This window comes from Caproiciproducens galactitolivorans (assembly GCF_029266045.1).
Classification (GTDB): Bacteria; Bacillota; Clostridia; order Oscillospirales; family Acutalibacteraceae; genus Caproiciproducens; species Caproiciproducens galactitolivorans.
This window is the reverse complement of sequence record NZ_JAJUFJ010000001.1, coordinates 116,039-134,065: the sequence shown is the minus strand read 5'-3', so window position 1 is coordinate 134,065 and position 18,027 is coordinate 116,039. Positions and strand designations below refer to the sequence as shown.

Genomic DNA, 18,027 nt, shown 5'->3' with positions numbered 1-18,027 from the left:
CAGACTAGTCTATCAGTTTTTTAAGAACCTCCAAGCGAGGATCAATCTGATGTAAATTACAGTTGCAGGTTCCTTTGTTTAAATCCTGCCCGCAAGCAGGGCACAAGCCCTTGCAGTCTTCACAGCACAGAAATTTTGTAGGAAGTTCAAGCAAGATATCCGCGCGCATAAGTTCGTCCAAATCCAAGGTATAATCCGTTACCTGAATATAGTTAATATCATCCTCGTTTTCCAGGGACAATACCAAAACATGCGAAAAAGTGTACTGAAAATGTTTGTTGATCTGCTTGGTACACCGATCGCACGGTATGGAAAACTCAAACGAAACTTCGGCGTTCAGCTGAGCGAAACCATCCCGACCCTTAATAGTGCCTTTAACAGATACGGGTGAAACAAACGGATAATATCCATTTATGTCGGTGGACGACAAATCCAGCCCGTAATCAAATGAACAGCTTTCGCTGTCTTCAGAAAACACTTTTTTTAGATTGAGAAGCATAATACACCTCAGCGCTACAATAGCTAATTATATAGATTTATAGATGATTTGTCAATAGAAAATTGCGAGAAATCCTATTCATAAAGATGCTGCCGAAGGACAAAATGCCTGCGGCAGCTTCTTTTCAAAAGCTACATTCAGATTTGCTCCGTAAAAGAATCGATTTCCTTCGGCAATTCGCTTTGATCCGCAGAAATCAACAATGTTATTTTTGTATCCGCCAGAGAAGAAAGCGTGTTCAATTTTTCAGTAAGCTGGACAAGGGCTTTCATATCCTGACCAATAATCTTTAAAGTGGAGTCTACGAAGATATCCGTTACATCATAATTGCCGGCACAAATACCGCTGATAAAGCCGCAAAGCGCATCGGTACCCAAAATTCCATAAGCATCACTATCAATCAGCCTCGCCTGGTGAGAAATATCATAGGTCAGTTTCAAACCTTTCTCAATGACCACAACATTCCCGTTTGATTTTTCAATCGCTTCATTTGCACGCTCAATCAGTTTCTTCGTTTTGCCAGAACCCTTTCTGCCAACAATAAGAGTAATCATATAAAGCTCCCCCTATATTAATATTTTCCGCAGCAGCGGAGAAAACTCCTGTGTTTTTTTAATTCTTTAATCTTGCTTCCAATGCATCCTTCTCGGATTCATATCCGGGCTTGCCTAAAAGTGCGAACATATTCTTTTTATAGCTCTCGACGCCAGGCTGATTAAAGGGATTTACCCCCAGCATACTTCCGGAAATTGCACAAGCCTTTTCAAAGAAGTATATGAGATAACCGAGGGATTCTTCCGAAAAATCGGGAATGCGGAAGACAATATTCGGCACGCCGCCGTCTGTGTGGGCCAGCACCGTACCTTCAAATGCTTTTTCGTTGATGTATGCCATGCTTTTTCCCTGCAAGAAATTCAAGCCGTCCGCATTTTCCGCATCGCTTTCGATGAACACGTCTTTCTTTGCCTTCTCAAACAGCACGACGGTTTCGAACAGAGAACGCTTGCCGTCCTGAATGTACTGCCCCATCGAATGCAGATCGGTGGAAAAGATCGCGGAGGCCGGGAAAAGTCCCTTATTATCCTTGCCCTCGCTTTCGCCGTAAAGCTGCTTCCACCATTCGCACATCATGGTAAAACAGGGCTCATAACTGACAAGGATTTCGATTTCCTTTCCCTTGCGGTACAGAATATTGCGAACAGCGGCGTATTGGTAGCAGGCATTTGCCGCCAAGTCCGGATTGTTATATTCTTTCTGTGCCTTCGCCGCACCGACCATCAGCGCATCAATATCCGCGCCGCTGACAGCGATCGGAAGCAGGCCGACTGCTGTTAAGACCGAGTACCTTCCGCCTACGTTATCCGGAATAACAAAGGTTTCGTATCCCTCCTTGTCGGCAAGTTGCTTTAACGTGCCGCGGGATTTGTCGGTCGTACAGTAAATTCTCTTACACGCTTCCTCTTTGCCGTATTTATCCTCCAGATATTTGCGGAATACGCGGAACGCAATCGCGGGTTCGGTGGTGGTACCGGATTTCGAAATAACGTTTACGGAAACGTTCCTGCCCTCGCAGATCTCCAAAAGCTCACTTAACGCGGAGGAGCTGATGCTGTTGCCGGCAAAATAGATATCCGGCGTATTTTTCTTCATGGAATTATAGTTCTGAGACTTTAAAAATTCAATGGCCGCGCGCGCTCCAAGATAGGAACCGCCAATTCCTATTACGACAAAAACATCGGTGTCTGACTGAATTTTCTTCGCAGCCGCCTTAATACGGGAAAATTCTTCTTTATCGTAGTTGGTCGGCAGATCGACCCACCCGATAAAATCATTTCCAGCACAGTTCCCGGAATGAAGCGCTTCGTGCGCAAGCTTTACTTGCGGCGCAATAGCAGTAAGTTCATTTTGCCCGATAAAACGTGAAAGGTGCCTTGCATCAAACTGAATAGACATGTTATAGATCCTCCTAAGTTATACTGCCGCTAAAATTATATTACAATATATTGACGGTATTTGCAAGGCGGGGTACTATATTTTAAAAATATTTTATATTTTTAAATCATTTTAAAAAGATATTTTGCTAAGATGCGGAATACAGAACCGAAGCTTATTTTCTCAACGGAATTTTTCGCGCAAATCGGACATTCTTTAACAACTTCATTCCCCAACTTATAGACGATCTTTCCTACGATTTGTCCTTTTTTGACAGGAGCAGTCACATTTTCATTCAGCGTTACGCTGTATTGGATATCATTTGCTTTTCCTTTCGGAACCAAGATATTGCTGCCTGTTTCAGCCGTCGTTTCCACGGTGGGATTCATCCCGTTGATTACATTGATAGGTTTTAAAGCCTCTTTTGGCAGCGCGGGGGTTGTGACTGCCCAATTTGCAAACCCGTAATCAAGCAGGGTGCAGGCGCTTGAAAACCGGTCCTTCGTATTGGAAGCCCCCAGAATAACGGAAATCAGCTTGACGTTGTCGCGCTCTGCGGTTGCGGAAATACAGCTTCCAGCCTTCCCGGTCGTGCCTGTTTTCAATCCGGTAATGCCCCGGTAGCTTTTGAGAAGCTTATTGGTATTTACAAGCTGCGTTTTCCCGCCGCGGATATTTTCGATCCAGATTTTCGTATAGTCAAATATTTTTTTATGCTTAATTAGTTCGCGCGACATAACCGCAACGTCATACGCGGAAGTTACATGCCCGTCTTCGTCCAGGCCATTGCAGTTTTTAAAGCAGGTATCGTTCATTCCAAGCTGCTTTGCCTTCTGGTTCATCTGCTGTAAAAATTCGTCCTCGCTTCCGGAGACGTACTCGGCCAAAGCCACCGCCGCGTCATTTGCGCTGGCAATTACTGTGGCCTTCAGCATATCGTCCACCGTCATGGTTTCCCCGGGCTTCAGCCATATATCGGAACCGCCCATAGAAGCAGCATGCTCGCTGGCGGATACCATATCCGTCAGTTTTATTTTTCCCGAATCAAGTGCTTCCATCACAAGCAGCAGGGTCATTACTTTCGTAATCGAGGCACACGGGCGTTTTTCATGCGCATTTTTCTCATATAAAACTTTTCCGGTCTGTGACTCCATCAACAAGGCCGACGGGGCTTTTACCTCTGCGTCGGACAGTGCGGCCGCACGAACCGGCAGAATTGAAACCAACATCGTCACAACGAGGAAGCATGCCGACAATTTTTTTAACTTCATATCCAGCACCTCCAATTTACTTAGTAATTCTTATGCCACACCGGAGGTTTCTATCCATAAAAAATGAGGCTGAAGAAAATTCAGCCCCATTTTTTACTGCCTAACAGGAATTCCTTTTTGAGCAAGATAAGCCTTTAAATCGGGAATCGCAATTTCGCCGAAATGGAAAAGGGATGCCGCAAGCACCGCGTCCGCCTTTCCCTCTGTAAAGGCGTCGTAAAAATGCTCCATTTTCCCCGCACCGCCGGAAGCGATAACCGGAATGTTCACGCTTTGCGAAATGGCGGCAGTCAACGCAAGGTCGTAACCGTTTTTTACGCCGTCACAGTCCATACTGGTCAGCAGGATTTCCCCCGCGCCCAGCCGGGCTGCTTCTACTGCCCACAAAACCGCGTCTTTGCCTGTATCAATCCGCCCGCCGTTAATATAAACCGTCCACCCCCCGGACGGCCTGCGTTTTGCATCAATTGCGCATACCACACACTGGCTGCCGAATTTTTCAGCCGCCTCGCGAATAATTTCCGGACGTTTCACAGCTGAAGAATTTACGGAAACCTTGTCCGCTCCGGCTCTTAAAAGGGCGGTAAAATCTTCTACCGTACGAATTCCTCCGCCAACTGTGAAGGGAATGAAAATTTTATTCGCCACTTCCCTTACGATATCCAGCATAATACCGCGTGCCTGGGAGGAAGCCGTGATATCCAGCAGCACAAGCTCGTCCGCCCCCTGCTCATCATACGCTATTGCCGCCTCAACCGGATCCCCGGCGTCCCGCAGATGGATAAAGGAGGTTCCCTTTACAACCCTGCCATCCTTTACATCAAGGCAGGGGATAATTCGTTTTGCATACATTACCGCGTCCCTCCCGCTTCTACACAGGAAAGAAAATTTTTCAGCATTTTCAATCCGGTTTTCCCGCTCTTTTCGGGGTGGAACTGCGTGGCAAACAAGTTTCCGCGCTGCACCGAAGCATCTATCTGTATACCATAATTTGTTGTGGAAGAAACAATTTCCGGATTTTCCACTTGTAAATAATACGAATGCACAAAATATACATAGGGGTTCGGTTCCAAGCCGCGAAACAAGCCGTCCACTTTTTTTATATCCAATGAATTCCAGCCAATGTGCGGAATTTTCAATCCGGGTCCAGCCGGTATTCTGCGAATATTCCCTTTCAGTACGCCCAACCCGCTTATGCCCGGATTTTCCTCGCTTCCTTCAAAAAGGAGCTGCAACCCCAGGCAAATCCCCAAAAACGGCTTTTCGCTTTCAATAAAATCAAGTACCGGCTTTACAAAATCAGAGCGTTTAAGACAATCCATGGCGTCTCCGAAAGCCCCCACGCCGGGTAATACCGCCGCAGAAGCATCCTTCAGCATCTCTTTATCAGAGGTAACCTGTATATCGCCCCCTATAAAGCGAAAAGCCTTTACAACGCTTTGCAGGTTTCCAGCACCGTAATCAATTACCACAATCATAAGAAAGTTCCCTCTATACTTTCATTTTGTTTATTTTATCATTTCTGATGGATAAAGGCAATACTTTAGCACATTATTCCGTTAAATTAAAGAAAAGGACAAATATATGCGAATTAAAAATTGACATTTCCCGTTTTCAAATGTATTATTAAACAATGCTTTGGGAGGAATTTAGATGGATTATCTTTCACTATGCGGTATAGCTCTGGGGCTGTCAATGGACGCCTTTGCCGTAAGTATAACAAATGGAGCTACAAATCATCGGGCGAAGCCAGGGATTACTTTTAAACTTGCAGTTAAACTTGCACTCAGTTTTGGCTTTTTCCAAGCGTTTATGCCCATGCTCGGCTGGCTGATTGGCAAAGCGGGAGAAAGTATCATTAACGCGGTAGACCATTGGATTGCCCTGCTTCTTCTTTCCTATCTTGGCATTAAGATGATTATTGAATCAAACAAAAACGGATCGGATGAAGAATGTCCTTTACAAGCGGATATCCATTTTCGAACGCTCATGATCCTTTCCGTTGCAACCAGCATTGACGCTTTGGTAACAGGCGTTCTTTTACCTTCGGCCGTAGGCGCATCGACTGTAACGGCCATGCTGCTTTCGGTTGGGATTATCGGATTAATCACTTTTTGCCTTTGCTTTATCGGCGTATATATCGGAAAAAATTTCGGCAGGCTGCTGTCTACAAAGGCGGAGCTTTTCGGCGGTATTGTGCTAACAGGAATTGGAATTAAGATTTTTATAGAGCATATGTTTATGTAATTTGATAGGCTGTCCGCATTGCGTCTATCTGGTGAATCATTTTCTCCTTTAGCCTTTTCGGGGAGAGGACTACCACACGGTCCCCGTGTTGCATCAGCCACTCCACAAGACCGTCGCTCACAAATACGGAAGCACGTACGGTAAACGCATTTCTGTCATGACAGGAAAGCTCGATATTCCTTCCGAATTTGTCTACAATCACGTCAATCAGATCATTGGAACAGCGGAGCACGATCCGCTCTTGCTCCCCATGAAACATATGAAACGATTTCCTTGCATAATCCGTTGTATCAAAGCATTCCCTGTAGTCGCTTACCTCACTAAACGGACGAACACTCAGATCGGTTAGCTCAACATGTTTCATACGGTCAATCCGGTAGTTGCTGATATTATTGTACTTTTCATAATTTCCGGCAAGATAGTATTTATCATTGTGCCATAACAATGCATACGGGCTGATGATCAGCTTTTTGCCTTCATCAAGCTGCGCCCTTTGATTTACAATTACATTATGATGATAACAAAATGATATTTTTTTTAAGGCTGGAAATGGCATGATTAATGGTATCGATGTTATAATAGATTTCTTCGTTTCCAAATTTATCGCATTTGCCAATACGAATTTGGCTGGATACTTCCGCAGCTTGATAACAGTTTAAAAGCCCGCAAAGCTTTTCTGTTAATTCGGCTGTTTTTTTATTTGTAATAAAAGGTGCCGCAAGTACGGCGTCCAACAAAATCCGTACCTCCGGCAGCTCAAAATGACGCTTTGCAAGGAAAAAGCCCTGTTTCGGCAGCCTTGTATATAAAATATCGGCACCATACTCCGTCAATACTTTCAGGTCGCGGTAAACGGTTCTTCGGCTCGCAGCAATTCCTTTTTCCGCAAGCATCCTGCATAAATCATTCGCGGAAAGCGGATGTTCATCATCCGAATAGCTTTTGAGCAATTTATATAATTCCAACAATTTTATTTTTGGATTTCCATATAATTCCATGTAATTTACCCTCCTCTTGTATTTTTTATTTTATCATATTCTTAAAATTTTGGCATCTTTTCATTTATGTAGCACACTTTTTCTCTTGCTGCTTCTTGAATTTTCATACGAATATGATATAATATTAACAAAGTTTTTATTCGGAGGATTGAAGGATGGCAGTAAAAATCTTAACCGCTCGGGAAGCCGCTAATTTGGTACCAAATAATGTTAATTTTGCTATCAACGGATTTATGGGTGCATCTGTTCCAGAAGAAATCGCAGAAGAAATCGAAAACCGTTTTTTGGAAACCGGAGAGCCAAACAATCTCACCTTATTATTCTGTGCAGCGCAAGGAGACGGTAAGACAAAGGGTTTAAACCATCTGGCACATGAAGGGTTAATCCGCAGGGCGATCGGAGGCCACTGGGGAATGGCCCCCAAGCTGGGGAAACTGGTTGTAGAAAACAAAATTATTGCTTATGATTTTCCGCAAGGTGTAACGAACCATATGTTCCGGGATACCGCAGCCCACAAGCCTGGAACCATATCCCATGTTGGTTTAGGCACATTTGTTGACCCGCGCTATCTGGGCGGTAAGCTAAATGCTTTAACTCAGAAGGAAGAAGACCTTGTAAAACTGATTGAAATCGACGGAAAAGAATATCTTTATTACAAGACCCATCCGGTTCATTTCGCAATTTTGGGCGGAACGTATGCGGATGAAAACGGAAATATTTCCATCGAGCGAGAAGGTGTGCGTGCGGAAACGCTTGCCGTTGCACAGGCTTGTAAAAATTCGGGTGGAACTGTAATTGTTCAGGTTGAACGCGTCGTGAAAGCGGGTACCTTAGATCCACACAAAGTAGAAATTCCCGGCGTACTTGTTGATGCTGTCGTAGTGATAAGCGATCCGAAATACCACATGCAGAATTTCGGAACGCAGTATAACCCCGGCTTCTCGGGTGAACACCGGATGGGACTGGCTGAATTCAAACCTGTCCCCTTGAACAATAAAAAAATAATTGCGCGCCGTGCTGCTATGGAATTGAAAAAAGGCAGCGTTGTAAACCTTGGTATCGGGATTCCGGAATTTATCTCATCTGTTGCTATGGAAGAAGGAATCAACGAATTCTCTTTGACCGTGGAATCCGGAATTTTTGGCGGGAATCCGCAAAGCGGCCTTGATTTTGGCGTCAGCTTGAACCCGGATGCGATTATTTCCATGCCCTCTATGTTCGATTTTTATCAGGGCGGCGGCCTAGATCAGGCATTTTTGGGATTTGCGGAAGCCGACAAAGAAGGGAATGTCAATGTATCGAAATTCGGTTCAAAGCTCCCTGGTTGCGGCGGATTCATCGACATTTCTCAAAACTCCAAGCAGGTATTTTTCTGCGGAACCTTTACCGCTAACGGTTTAAAAACGGAAATTAAAGATGGCGAATTGCATATTCTTCATGAGGGTAGTGTAAATAAATTCCGTGAGAGCGTTGAACATATCACCTTCAGCGTTAAAACCGCTATTAAAAATAATCTGCCGGTTATGTATATTACAGAACGCGCTGTCTTCCGGTTGACGAAAGACGGAATTATGCTGATTGAAATTGCGCCGGGTATTGATTTAGAAAAGGATGTACTCGCACATATGCCGAAGAAACCGATTATCTCACCGGATTTAAAACGCATGGACGCCCGGATTTTTAAAGAAGAAAAAATGGGATTAAAACAGTAAGACCTATTAAAGGAAAGCAAAGCCAGCAATTCTTTTGAATTGCTCAGACTGTCAAAGAACCGCAGTTTTCAGCTTGGGAAAACTGCGGTTCTTTTCGTATGGAATAAAATCCACCAGCTCTGCTGGTGGATAAAAATCTTTAGCAATAGATAAAAATAAAACTCCCCGATATATTAAAGTTCTGGTCTGTCAACCTAACAAAAATATCGAAGAGGTCTTCAAGATGAAAGACATAAATAGTTTAGAACATACCAAATGAAGATATCAATATTATATAGTATTTGCGCCGAAATATCGTAGACAAGTAATCTACAGAGATATAAGAACAGACATAGGCAAATACTCAGAAAGCTGTGCGAGCAAAAAGGAGTAGAAATAATAAAGGCGAATGTTTGTCCCGACCATATACATATGTTGATAAGTATTCCACCCAAATATAGCGTAGCATAGTATGGGATACTTAAAGGAAAAAGTAGTCTTATCATATTCGATAGGCATGCGAATTTAAAGTACAAATATGGGAATCGACCTTTCTGGGCAAGAGGGTATTATGTTGATACAGTAAGACGAAATAAAAAGCAGATACAGAAATACATAAAAAAGCAATTGGAAGAAGATCAGATAGCAGATCAGATGAGTGTTAAAGAATATATTGACCCGTTTACGGGTAGCAAAGAAACCAAGGCATAAATAAATACCCCTTAAGGGGTAGCCCCGAAAAAGCAATACAATTGGCAGACCTTTTCGGCCCCTTTAGGGATATTGTTCGTAATATGCCCTTCTAGGGCTTAATCATGCCTCCGGCTTAGCCGGAGGTTTTGACTCACTTTGCTCACCCTGAAATTGACTAGCTCAATAGAAAATTTATATAGCTACAATAATCCTCTCCCTTGCCGGGGGGTCGCGCAGCAAAAAGCTCCGCACGCTTTAAGCATGCGGAGCCTTAATTTGAAATTAAGCGTTGTTGCGGGCAGCCATTGCCTTTTTAACTTCTTCTGTGAATATAGGAAGGATCTTCGTAACATCACCAACAATACCGTAATCCGCAACTTCGAAGATCGGAGCCGACTCATCCTTATTGATCGCAATGATCACATCGGACTCTTCCATACCTGCAAGATGCTGAATCGCACCGGAAATACCGCAAGCTATGTAGAGATTCGGGCGTACCGTCTTACCTGTCTGGCCAACCTGAATATCCTTTTCAACCCAGCCGGCGTCAACGCAAGCTCTTGAAGAGCTTACCGTACCGCCGAGAGCATCGGCCAAATCCTGAAGAAGCTTAAAGTTTTCGGGGCAACCCATACCGCGACCACCGGAAACCAGAATCTTCGCATCCTGAATGTCCATTTTATTGGATACTTTCTTGATGACCTCGAGAACTTCTACATTCTGATGATCCGGGCCGATTTCAATATCGAATTTATCAACAGGGGCTGTTGCACCTTCGATCGGCTTAATTTTTTGCATAACGCCCGGACGGACAGTTGCCATCTGCGGACGATGTTCCGGACAAAGAATGGTCGCCATAATATTGCCGCCGAAAGCAGGACGGGTCATTCTCAGATTCTTCGTGCCATCGTCTGCAATTTCCAGCTTCGTGCAGTCCGCAGTCAAGCCGGTCTTGACTCTAGCAGAGATGCGGGGAGCAAGATCGCGGCCGATTGCAGTTGCGCCGTAAAGAACGACTGCAGGCTTATATTTTTCAATAATCTTGCACATGCTGTGTGTATAAGGCTCCGTAGCATATACTTCAAGAGCCTTATTGTCGACCATAATGATCTTATCCGCACCATAGCGCGCTAAATCATTACAAAGGCCGGAAACATTATAGCCAAGCAGAACTGCCGTTACTTCTGTTTCCATATCTTTTGCAAGCTCTTTGGCTTTACCAAGAAGTTCAAAGGAAACACTAGCGATTTTATTGTCTACCTGTTGTACGAAAACAAATATGCCCTTATATTCTTGAATATCCATTTTGCTCACCACTTTCAACTATATAATGAATTTTTCTTTGAGCTTTTCCAGCATAAATTCTGCGGATTCCTGCGGGTCAAGGTTAACAAGCTGACCTGCTGCCTTCAAACTCTTTGTGAATGTCTGCGCAACTCTGGTAGGTGAGCCTTTCAAGCCAATGGCAGAATCCTCAACATCGATATCCTTACGGGTAATGATCTTAACTTCTGCGTTTCTGTAAGCGTCAAAAATTCCGCCCGGAGTCATATAACGCGGCTGATTCAATTCACTTAACGCAGTAATCAGGCAGGGCATTTTCGCCTTAACAATGTGATATCTGTCCTCATACTGGCGTTTTACAGTAACATAATCACCGTCAACTTTGATTTCTTCTGCATAGCTGATATTCGGAATGCCAAGATGTTCCGCAATCTGCGGGCCAACCTGAGCCGTATCGCCATCGATTGCCTGACGGCCTGTGATAATCAGGTCATAGGGAAGGGTTTTAAGAGCAGCTGCAATTGTTGTGGAGGTAGCCAAAGTATCGGCGCCGCCGAATGCTCTATCTGTTACCAGAATTGCTTCATCCGCACCCATCGCGAGCGCTTCGCGCAGGGCTGCGTCAGCCTGCGGCGGCCCCATGGTAAGTACTGTAACATGAGCGCCGAGTTCGTCTTTCAGGCGGAGGGCGGCTTCAAGGCCAGCCTTATCATCGGGATTAATAATACTGGGAACGCCTTCTCTGATAAGCGTTCCGGTTACCGGATCAAGTTTGACTTCATTTGTATTAGGAACTTGTTTAATGCAAACTACAATATTCAAAAATTGTCACTCCTTTTGGGCTTTATTGAATCACTTGAGTTCATGTGAGGAAATAACCATGCGCTGAACCTCACTGGTGCCTTCGTAGATCTCTGTAATCTTCGCGTCACGCATCATGCGCTCAACCGGATATTCTCTGGTGTAGCCATAACCGCCGTGAAGCTGAACTGCCTTTGTAGTAACTTCCATCGCAACTTCGGCTGCAAACAATTTTGCCATTGCCGCTTCCTCGGAGTAAACCTTCTGCGTGTCTTTCGCCATCGCAGCGCGGTATACGAGCATCTGGGCAGCCTTAATTTTTGTTGCCATATCGGCAAGCTGGAACTGTGTGTTCTGGAATTTAGCAAGCGGTTTGCCGAATTGCTTTCTTTCCTTTACATACTTGACGGTTTCTTCGTAAGCACCCTCAGCCAAGCCCAAAGCCTGTGCCGCAATACCAATACGGCCACCATCCAAAGTATTCATAGCAAGGTTGAAACCTTTGCCCTCTTTACCCAAAAGATTCTCTTTCGGAACAATGCAGTTTTCAAAGATCAGCTCGCAGGTAGAAGAACCGCGAATACCCATCTTCTTCTCTTTCTTGCCAACGCTGAAGCCAGGGAAGTCTTTCTCAACAATAAAAGCGGAAATGCCTTTTGTGCCCTTGCTCTTATCCGTCATTGCAATAACAATATATGTATCTGCATAGCCGGCGTTGGTAATAAAGATTTTGCTACCGTTCAATACATAATGATCGCCTTCCAGTACGGCTTTTGTCTGCTGCATGGAAGCATCCGTACCGGCATTCGGCTCCGTCAACGCAAAAGCGCCCAATTTTTCACCTTTTGCAAGCGGAACAAAATATTTCTGGATTTGTTCAGGAGTACCAAATTTTAAAATCGGAGCAGCACCCAAAGAAGTATGTCCGGAAATAACAACGCTTGTTGTTCCGCAGACTTTCGCTACTTCCTCAATACACATGACATAGGCAAGAGTGTCGCAGCCTTGTCCGCCGTATTCCTTCGGAAAAGGAATTCCCAGAAAACCGTATTTACGAAGCTTTTCTACTGTTTCAGTTGGAAAACGCTCTTGTTCATCCAATTCCTGAGCCAACGGCTTTATTTCGTTTTCCGCAAACTCTCTGTAGAGATTGCGAGCCATCTCGTGTTCTTTGCTAAGTACGAAATCCATACTCGTTCCTCCAAAATCTATTTTTGCAACAACTGCTTATTTTGAATAATCGTAGAAACCCTTACCGGTTTTTCTTCCCAGCAATCCGCCGCGAACCATTTTCCGGAGTAAAGGATGAGGACGATATTTGCTGTCGCCTGTTTCAGACTGGAGTACTTCCATTACAGCAAGAACAACATCCAAACCGATCAAGTCGCCTAAAGCCAGAGGTCCCATCGGATGGTTTGCGCCAAGCTGCATCGCCGTATCAATATCTTCCGCAGAGGCAGTTCCGTCAGCGTAGATTCCAACCGCTTCGTTAATCATCGGGACAAGGATTCTGTTTACAACGAAGCCGGCAGCTTCTTTAACCTGAACCGGTGTTTTGCCGATCTGGACAGAAATCTGCTTAATCTTCTCTACTGTCTCGTCCGGGGTTGTAATGCCGGCAATAACTTCGACCAGCTTCATTACAGGAGCAGGATTGAAGAAGTGCATACCGACAACCGCTCTGTCAAGGCCGCTGGAAATTTCCGTGATGGAAAGAGAAGAAGTATTTGTAGCAAAAATTGCATCCGGCTTGCAGATGCCCTGTAATGCCTTAAACAGTTCCTTCTTCAGTTCCATTTTTTCAAGAGCTGCTTCTACAATCAAGTCACAGTCGGAAACAATTTCTCGTGTACCGGTTGTAATCTTAGCAAGGATCGCATCCGCTTTCGCCTGATCCATTTTGCCCTTGGAAACAAGTCTTTCAAAGTTCTTGGCAATTTTCTTTTTCCCGCTGGCGGCGAATTCTTCGTTAATATCGCAAAGCTTTACTGTAAACCCGTCGGTCTGAGCAAATGCCTGGGCAATACCGGAACCCATGGTACCCGCGCCAATAATACCAACTATCATTTTTATTCCTCCTGATAAATATATTTTAATTATTTGTTAACAAACGGTTCTGGTTTACGTTTCTCCAGGAAAGCCGTCATCGCATTTTTCTGATCTTGTGTTTCAAAGCAGGAGGCATGCATCGCGGCTTCAATTTGAACGCCTGTATCGATATCTGTCTGCAAGCCAAGGTTGATTGCTTTCTTTGTTGCGCGAACAGCAATCGGAGCATTTGCAGCGATTTTGCCTGCCAGCTTCTCACATTCCGCCATGAGTTGGTCGGAAGAATAAACTGCATTTACGAGGCCGATTTTCAACGCTTCGTCCGCTTTCACTTTGCAGCAGGTATAAAGCATTTCTTTTGCCTTGCCAACGCCGATTGTGCGCGCGAGTCTCTGCGTACCGCCAAAACCGGCAACAATCGCCAAGCCGGCTTCAGGCTGGCCAAACACAGCGTTTTCCGACGCAATGCGGATATCGCAGCTAAGGGCGAGCTCGCATCCGCCGCCAAGTGCAAAACCGTTTACAGCCGCAATGACCGGTATCGGCAGTTTTTCAATTTTTCTAAAAACTGCATTTCCCCTTGCGCTGAAGGCTTCCGCTTCTGCTCTTGTTTTATTGCACATTTCGCCGATATCGGCACCGGCGACGAAAGACTTTTGTCCCGCACCGGTGATGATAACGCATCTTGTATCGTCAATGGAAATGCTGTCAATGACAGCTTCCAAATCGTTCAGCACTTCACTATTTAACGCATTCAGTGCTTTTTCACGGTCAATGGTAATGGTCCCGATAAATCCCTTTTGCTCGTATTTAACGTAACTCATAATCCAATTACCCTTCTTTCTTCCGCTTTAATTAAGCATCCTCGCCCATTTTAACAATAGCGGAAACACCCATGCCGCCGCCTACGCAAAGTGTAGCAAGACCGTACTTGGAATTTCTGCGCTTCATTTCATAAAGCAGAGTTACAAGGATTCTGCAGCCGGAGCATCCGACCGGATGGCCTAACGCAATTGCGCCACCGTTAACGTTTACCTTGTTCATATCGAGTTTCAGATCGTGGACAACCGCCAAAGACTGAGCGGCAAACGCTTCGTTTGCTTCAATAAGATCCATATCGTCAACGGTAAGGCCGGTTTTCTCCATAACCTTGCGTGTGCTGAAAATCGGGCCAAGTCCCATAACGGAAGGATCAACGCCGGCGGAAGCGCCTGCAACCCAAGTAGCCATCGGTTTTACGCCGAGCTCTTTTGCTTTTTCTTCGCTCATAACAACGATCGCAGCCGCGCCGTCGTTAATTCCGGAAGCATTGCCCGCGGTTACAGTACCACCCTCTTTGAAAGCAGGCTTCAAGCCGGAAAGGCTCTCAACAGTAACGCCGGAACGGGGGCCTTCGTCTTTGTCAAACATAATGGTTTCCTTTTTGACTTTGACAGGAACCGGAACGATTTCTTCGTCGAATTTGCCTTCCGCACGCGCCTTTTCGCATTTCTGCTGGCTGAGGGCTGCAAATTCATCCTGCATCTGGCGGGTAAGGCCATATTTCTCTGCAACATTTTCAGCAGTAATACCCATATGGTAATGATTGAATGTATCCTCCAAGCCGTCATGAATCATGGAGTCAAGCAGCTCGCCGTTATTCATGCGATAACCGAAACGGGCTTTTTTAAGAAGATACGGAGCGCCGGACATGTTTTCCATACCGCCGGCAATAATGATATCCGCTTCACCGGCTTCAACTAAAGCCGCAGCAACGTTAACGCTCTTCAATGCGGAACCGCAAAGGTTATTTAAGGTGAAAGCAGGAACACTTACCGGAATACCAGCAAAAACAGCCGACTGGCGCGCAACGTTCTGTCCAAGTCCAGCCTGGTAAACGCAGCCCATGATAACTTCATCAACCTGCTCAGGCTTAATGTTTGCGCGTTTCATTGCTTCTTTAATAACAATTGTACCAAGAGTCGGTGTGGGAACATTCGATAACGCACCACCCATTTTACCAATTGCTGTTCGGCAGGCACCTGCCAATACGACTTTTCTTGACATAAAAATTTCCTCCATTCATCTTTTACACTACATACCTTGATAATAATTACATTACATACTAACCGTAAGTGATATGTTAAATATATCACAATATGCTTTGTTTTGCAATACAAGAAAACGAAAATTGCGATAAATTTGCTAGTCACTTTTCACATAATGTCTAATATAATTTAAAAAATTATAGGTTATTTGTTTTAAGCTATAAAATATTTCGTTGTTTTCTAATCAAATTTGTTGAATGTTTACATTGCTACAAAAATCAAATTTTATCATAACTCATAAAAATAATGGATAAAACGCTCAACTTCTTGTTCAGGTGTAGCCCAAGATGTAACGAGGCGGATTGCCGTATGAAGAGGATCGGTCTTTTCCCAAATTTCAAAATCAAAATTCTGCCGAAGCTTATCGACGAAATCATCGGGTAAAATCGGAAAAATCTGATTGGTGGGAGAATTGGAAAGAAATTCGAATCCTGAATTTCGGATCGCAATTCGCATCAATTCCGCCATATTGTTTGCATGTTCCGCCAACTCATAATATAAATTTTTCTCGAACAGCGTCTCAAATTGCACGCCCAAAAGCATACCCTTTGCAAGCATCGCACCCCTTTGCTTCAGTATGTAGCGAAAATCATCTTTTAATGCATGATTACAGATGACCAGAGCTTCGCCCAAAAGCGCGCCGTTTTTGGTGCCTCCGATGGAAAAAGCATCGCAGAGCTGCGCCAAATCCCGCAGCGTAAGGTCGTTTCCCTGCGCCGTAAGCGCCGAACCCAGGCGCGCGCCGTCTAAATAAAGATACAAGCCGTTCTCCCTGCAAAAAGCGCTCAGTTGGGACAGCAGAGCCTTCGTATAAACCGTACCGACTTCGGTAGAGTCAGAGATATACACAAGCTTTGGTTTTACGGTATGTTCACTTGTATAGGAATCCAGAATCGGTTTTATAAGCAGCGGCGTCAGAAGCCCTTCGTCAGCCTTTACCGTTAGAATTTTGTGCCCAGTTGCTTCAACCGCGCCGGTTTCATGCCCGTTAATATGACCGATTTCCGCAGAAACCGCCGCCTCCCAGGGACGTAAAAAAGCGGAAATGGCGATCAGGTTTGTTTGCGTGCCGCCCTCCAGAAAATGAATGTCGGCATCGCCGCGACCCATTTTTTTCCGAATCAGATTTGCAGCGTTCAAGCTATGGCTGTCCATCCCATAGGCGGCGTTCTGTTCCCCGCTGGCTTTGGAAAGAGCCTCCAGAATTTTCGCGTGCGCTCCCTCGCTGTAATCGTTTTTAAAACTATACATACTGTCTTCCTCCGACGTTACATATTTTCAAAGGATCTGCGAATGAATCGGTGAATTTCCTTCTGGCTCCCCTTTACCGTACCCTGAACAAGTCCCTTGGAACCGCCTCCGCGTCCGTTCAAGGCTTTATTGAATTCTTTGATGAAAGGCCGGACGTCTTCGCTCGTGCTGCTAATCGCATATTTGTAGCCCTGTGTTTCATCGCCGGAAAATACTGCGGCTATTCCGCTACATCGCTCGCAGAGCAATAAGCAAAATGTCCGCAGGTCATTCGAAGTTAAATTTTCTTCAAATAAACAGATATTTTTTGTACCTTCCTGCACACATTTCGCTTGTTCTTCAAGCGTCCGGCGTCGTATTTCGGCAAGCTGCTTTTTCAGCGAGGCATTCTCTTCCAGCACGCGCTCCACCGCTTGGCCGATTCCTTCCGGCTTGGCGGACAGCAGCACGGAAACCGCGCCGACACTCTTTTCCTTTTCGTTGTAGTCGGCGACTGCTCTGTCCCCGCACAACATGCTGACGCGCGTGCCGCCTTTATACCTCTGTGCGGACATAATCTTAATTACGCCGATTTCACCTGTTCTGACCACATGCGTACCGCAGCAGGCGCAGGCATCATAACCGGGGACCGTTACAATGCGCACCTTCCCTGTAAGCTCTTTTTTACTGCGGTAATCCAAAACAGCCAGCTCTTCTTCCGAAGGACAATCGGTTTTTATTTCGATGTTGCGGAAAACCGCTTCGTTGGCCAGCCGTTCGACCAAAGCAAGATCGTTTTCGCCCAGTTCGCCGTTAAAGTCAACGGTGATTGCTTTTGCACCCATATGGAAACCGACATTGTCAAGGTGATAAAAGCGGTGAACAAGCCCGGATACGATATGCTCGCCGGAATGCTGCTGCATCAGCGAAAAGCGGCGCGGCCAGTTGATCCCGCACCTTACCGATGACCCCACCGCAAGCGGCCTGTCAGTTTTGTGGATGATAATGCCCTTTTTTTCTTGAACATCCAATACATTAACGGTGTTGATAACACCTGTATCCGCGGGCTGCCCGCCGCCTTCCGGATAAAAAGCTGTTCGGTTCAGAACAACATGATAAACATTTTCCTGCCTTTCACATTTAAGAACTTTTGCCGTAAATGTCCTTAAGTATGTATTTTGATAATAGAGTTTTTCTGTTTCCTGCTCCACTTTCTTCCCTGCTTTCCTAATAATTGCATTCGAG

Annotated in this window: 18 protein-coding genes and 1 pseudogene; 3 read left to right on the top strand and 16 right to left on the bottom strand. The window is 45.1% G+C overall.

Annotation, left to right across the window (positions count from 1 at the left end):
- Positions 1-4: 4 nt before the first annotated feature.
- From P9B68_RS00600 to hisH, 6 genes are all read right to left on the bottom strand, one after another.
- The gene (locus tag P9B68_RS00600; protein WP_135659359.1) at positions 5-499 is read right to left on the bottom strand and encodes a YceD family protein; all 495 of its coding nucleotides are present in this window, start codon (positions 497-499) and stop codon (positions 5-7) included.
- A 137-nt stretch (positions 500-636) separates the two neighbouring features.
- Positions 637-1,053, bottom strand: a complete 417-nt coding sequence (locus P9B68_RS00595; RefSeq protein ID WP_135659361.1) for a hypothetical protein — start codon at positions 1,051-1,053, stop codon at positions 637-639.
- A gap of 58 nt (positions 1,054-1,111) precedes the next feature.
- Complete coding sequence (locus P9B68_RS00590; protein ID WP_135659363.1) at positions 1,112-2,452, bottom strand: glucose-6-phosphate isomerase; 1,341 nt, start codon at positions 2,450-2,452, stop codon at positions 1,112-1,114.
- 101 nt (positions 2,453-2,553) lie between these two features.
- Positions 2,554-3,702, bottom strand: coding sequence for a D-alanyl-D-alanine carboxypeptidase family protein (locus P9B68_RS00585; RefSeq protein WP_135659365.1), 1,149 nt, complete (start codon positions 3,700-3,702; stop codon positions 2,554-2,556).
- Positions 3,703-3,795: 93 nt separating this feature from the next.
- Complete coding sequence (gene hisF / locus P9B68_RS00580; protein WP_135659368.1) at positions 3,796-4,554, bottom strand: imidazole glycerol phosphate synthase subunit HisF; 759 nt, start codon at positions 4,552-4,554, stop codon at positions 3,796-3,798.
- Positions 4,554-5,180, bottom strand: a complete 627-nt coding sequence (gene hisH / locus P9B68_RS00575; protein ID WP_135659370.1) for an imidazole glycerol phosphate synthase subunit HisH — start codon at positions 5,178-5,180, stop codon at positions 4,554-4,556. The genes hisF and hisH overlap by 1 nt, the downstream gene beginning before the upstream one ends.
- A gap of 175 nt (positions 5,181-5,355) precedes the next feature.
- On the opposite strand from hisH, the gene P9B68_RS00570 reads away from it, so the two are divergent.
- The gene (locus P9B68_RS00570; protein ID WP_277668270.1) at positions 5,356-5,949 is read left to right on the top strand and encodes a manganese efflux pump MntP; all 594 of its coding nucleotides are present in this window, start codon (positions 5,356-5,358) and stop codon (positions 5,947-5,949) included.
- On the opposite strand, the gene P9B68_RS00565 is transcribed toward P9B68_RS00570, so the two are convergent.
- Together P9B68_RS00565 and P9B68_RS00560 are read right to left on the bottom strand one after the other, a co-directional pair.
- Complete coding sequence (locus P9B68_RS00565; protein ID WP_135659375.1) at positions 5,942-6,505, bottom strand: helix-turn-helix transcriptional regulator; 564 nt, start codon at positions 6,503-6,505, stop codon at positions 5,942-5,944. The genes P9B68_RS00570 and P9B68_RS00565 overlap by 8 nt on opposite strands.
- Positions 6,459-6,947, bottom strand: a complete 489-nt coding sequence (locus tag P9B68_RS00560; RefSeq protein WP_135659377.1) for a helix-turn-helix domain-containing protein — start codon at positions 6,945-6,947, stop codon at positions 6,459-6,461. Before P9B68_RS00560 ends, P9B68_RS00565 begins: the two co-directional genes overlap by 47 nt.
- A gap of 155 nt (positions 6,948-7,102) precedes the next feature.
- Between P9B68_RS00560 and P9B68_RS00555 the strand changes: the two genes are divergently transcribed.
- Positions 7,103-8,659, top strand: coding sequence for an acyl CoA:acetate/3-ketoacid CoA transferase (locus P9B68_RS00555; RefSeq protein ID WP_135659379.1), 1,557 nt, complete (start codon positions 7,103-7,105; stop codon positions 8,657-8,659).
- 274 nt (positions 8,660-8,933) lie between these two features.
- Positions 8,934-9,349 (top strand): annotated as a pseudogene (gene tnpA / locus P9B68_RS00550) (IS200/IS605 family transposase).
- Positions 9,350-9,613: 264 nt separating this feature from the next.
- Here tnpA and P9B68_RS00545 read toward each other — a convergent pair.
- The 8 genes from P9B68_RS00545 to P9B68_RS00510 all read right to left on the bottom strand — a co-directional run bounded on the left by P9B68_RS00545 (position 9,614) and on the right by P9B68_RS00510 (position 17,993).
- Positions 9,614-10,636 carry an electron transfer flavoprotein subunit alpha/FixB family protein gene (locus tag P9B68_RS00545; protein WP_135659895.1) on the bottom strand — a complete coding sequence of 341 codons (1,023 nt, stop codon included), beginning with the start codon at positions 10,634-10,636 and terminating at the stop codon, positions 9,614-9,616.
- 18 nt (positions 10,637-10,654) lie between these two features.
- Positions 10,655-11,437: an electron transfer flavoprotein subunit beta/FixA family protein gene (locus P9B68_RS00540; RefSeq protein ID WP_135659897.1), complete on the bottom strand. Its 783-nt coding sequence runs from the start codon at positions 11,435-11,437 to the stop codon at positions 10,655-10,657.
- 30 nt (positions 11,438-11,467) lie between these two features.
- Positions 11,468-12,607: an acyl-CoA dehydrogenase gene (locus tag P9B68_RS00535; RefSeq protein ID WP_135659900.1), complete on the bottom strand. Its 1,140-nt coding sequence runs from the start codon at positions 12,605-12,607 to the stop codon at positions 11,468-11,470.
- A gap of 36 nt (positions 12,608-12,643) precedes the next feature.
- Positions 12,644-13,483 carry a 3-hydroxybutyryl-CoA dehydrogenase gene (locus tag P9B68_RS00530; RefSeq protein WP_135659902.1) on the bottom strand — a complete coding sequence of 280 codons (840 nt, stop codon included), beginning with the start codon at positions 13,481-13,483 and terminating at the stop codon, positions 12,644-12,646.
- Positions 13,484-13,512: 29 nt separating this feature from the next.
- Positions 13,513-14,289, bottom strand: a complete 777-nt coding sequence (locus P9B68_RS00525) for an enoyl-CoA hydratase-related protein (protein WP_135659904.1) — start codon at positions 14,287-14,289, stop codon at positions 13,513-13,515.
- 31 nt (positions 14,290-14,320) lie between these two features.
- Positions 14,321-15,511 carry an acetyl-CoA C-acetyltransferase gene (locus tag P9B68_RS00520; RefSeq protein ID WP_277668269.1) on the bottom strand — a complete coding sequence of 397 codons (1,191 nt, stop codon included), beginning with the start codon at positions 15,509-15,511 and terminating at the stop codon, positions 14,321-14,323.
- Between the two features lie 269 nt (positions 15,512-15,780).
- Positions 15,781-16,803: a threonine aldolase family protein gene (locus P9B68_RS00515; protein WP_277668268.1), complete on the bottom strand. Its 1,023-nt coding sequence runs from the start codon at positions 16,801-16,803 to the stop codon at positions 15,781-15,783.
- Positions 16,804-16,820: 17 nt separating this feature from the next.
- Complete coding sequence (locus P9B68_RS00510) at positions 16,821-17,993, bottom strand: alanyl-tRNA editing protein (RefSeq protein ID WP_277668267.1); 1,173 nt, start codon at positions 17,991-17,993, stop codon at positions 16,821-16,823.
- Between the last annotated feature and the right edge of the window lie 34 nt (positions 17,994-18,027).

Bases quoted from the DNA above. Each gene is read 5' to 3' on its own strand.
- P9B68_RS00535 (WP_135659900.1), bottom strand. From the start codon at position 12,607: ATGGATTTCGTACTTAGCAAAGAACACGAGATGGCTCGCAATCTCTAC.
- P9B68_RS00520 (WP_277668269.1), bottom strand. From the start codon at position 15,511: ATGTCAAGAAAAGTCGTATTGGCAGGTGCCTGCCGAACAGCAATTGGT.
- P9B68_RS00585 (WP_135659365.1), bottom strand. From the start codon at position 3,702: ATGAAGTTAAAAAAATTGTCGGCATGCTTCCTCGTTGTGACGATGTTG.
- P9B68_RS00595 (WP_135659361.1), bottom strand. From the start codon at position 1,053: ATGATTACTCTTATTGTTGGCAGAAAGGGTTCTGGCAAAACGAAGAAA.
- P9B68_RS00545 (WP_135659895.1), bottom strand. From the start codon at position 10,636: ATGGATATTCAAGAATATAAGGGCATATTTGTTTTCGTACAACAGGTA.
- P9B68_RS00530 (WP_135659902.1), bottom strand. From the start codon at position 13,483: ATGATAGTTGGTATTATTGGCGCGGGTACCATGGGTTCCGGTATTGCC.
- P9B68_RS00560 (WP_135659377.1), bottom strand. From the start codon at position 6,947: ATGGAATTATATGGAAATCCAAAAATAAAATTGTTGGAATTATATAAA.
- hisF (WP_135659368.1), bottom strand. From the start codon at position 4,554: ATGTATGCAAAACGAATTATCCCCTGCCTTGATGTAAAGGATGGCAGG.
- P9B68_RS00525 (WP_135659904.1), bottom strand. From the start codon at position 14,289: ATGAGTTACGTTAAATACGAGCAAAAGGGATTTATCGGGACCATTACC.
- hisH (WP_135659370.1), bottom strand. From the start codon at position 5,180: ATGATTGTGGTAATTGATTACGGTGCTGGAAACCTGCAAAGCGTTGTA.
- P9B68_RS00565 (WP_135659375.1), bottom strand. From the start codon at position 6,505: ATGCCATTTCCAGCCTTAAAAAAAATATCATTTTGTTATCATCATAAT.
- P9B68_RS00600 (WP_135659359.1), bottom strand. From the start codon at position 499: ATGCTTCTCAATCTAAAAAAAGTGTTTTCTGAAGACAGCGAAAGCTGT.
- P9B68_RS00570 (WP_277668270.1), top strand. From the start codon at position 5,356: ATGGATTATCTTTCACTATGCGGTATAGCTCTGGGGCTGTCAATGGAC.
- P9B68_RS00515 (WP_277668268.1), bottom strand. From the start codon at position 16,803: ATGTATAGTTTTAAAAACGATTACAGCGAGGGAGCGCACGCGAAAATT.
- P9B68_RS00590 (WP_135659363.1), bottom strand. From the start codon at position 2,452: ATGTCTATTCAGTTTGATGCAAGGCACCTTTCACGTTTTATCGGGCAA.
- P9B68_RS00555 (WP_135659379.1), top strand. From the start codon at position 7,103: ATGGCAGTAAAAATCTTAACCGCTCGGGAAGCCGCTAATTTGGTACCA.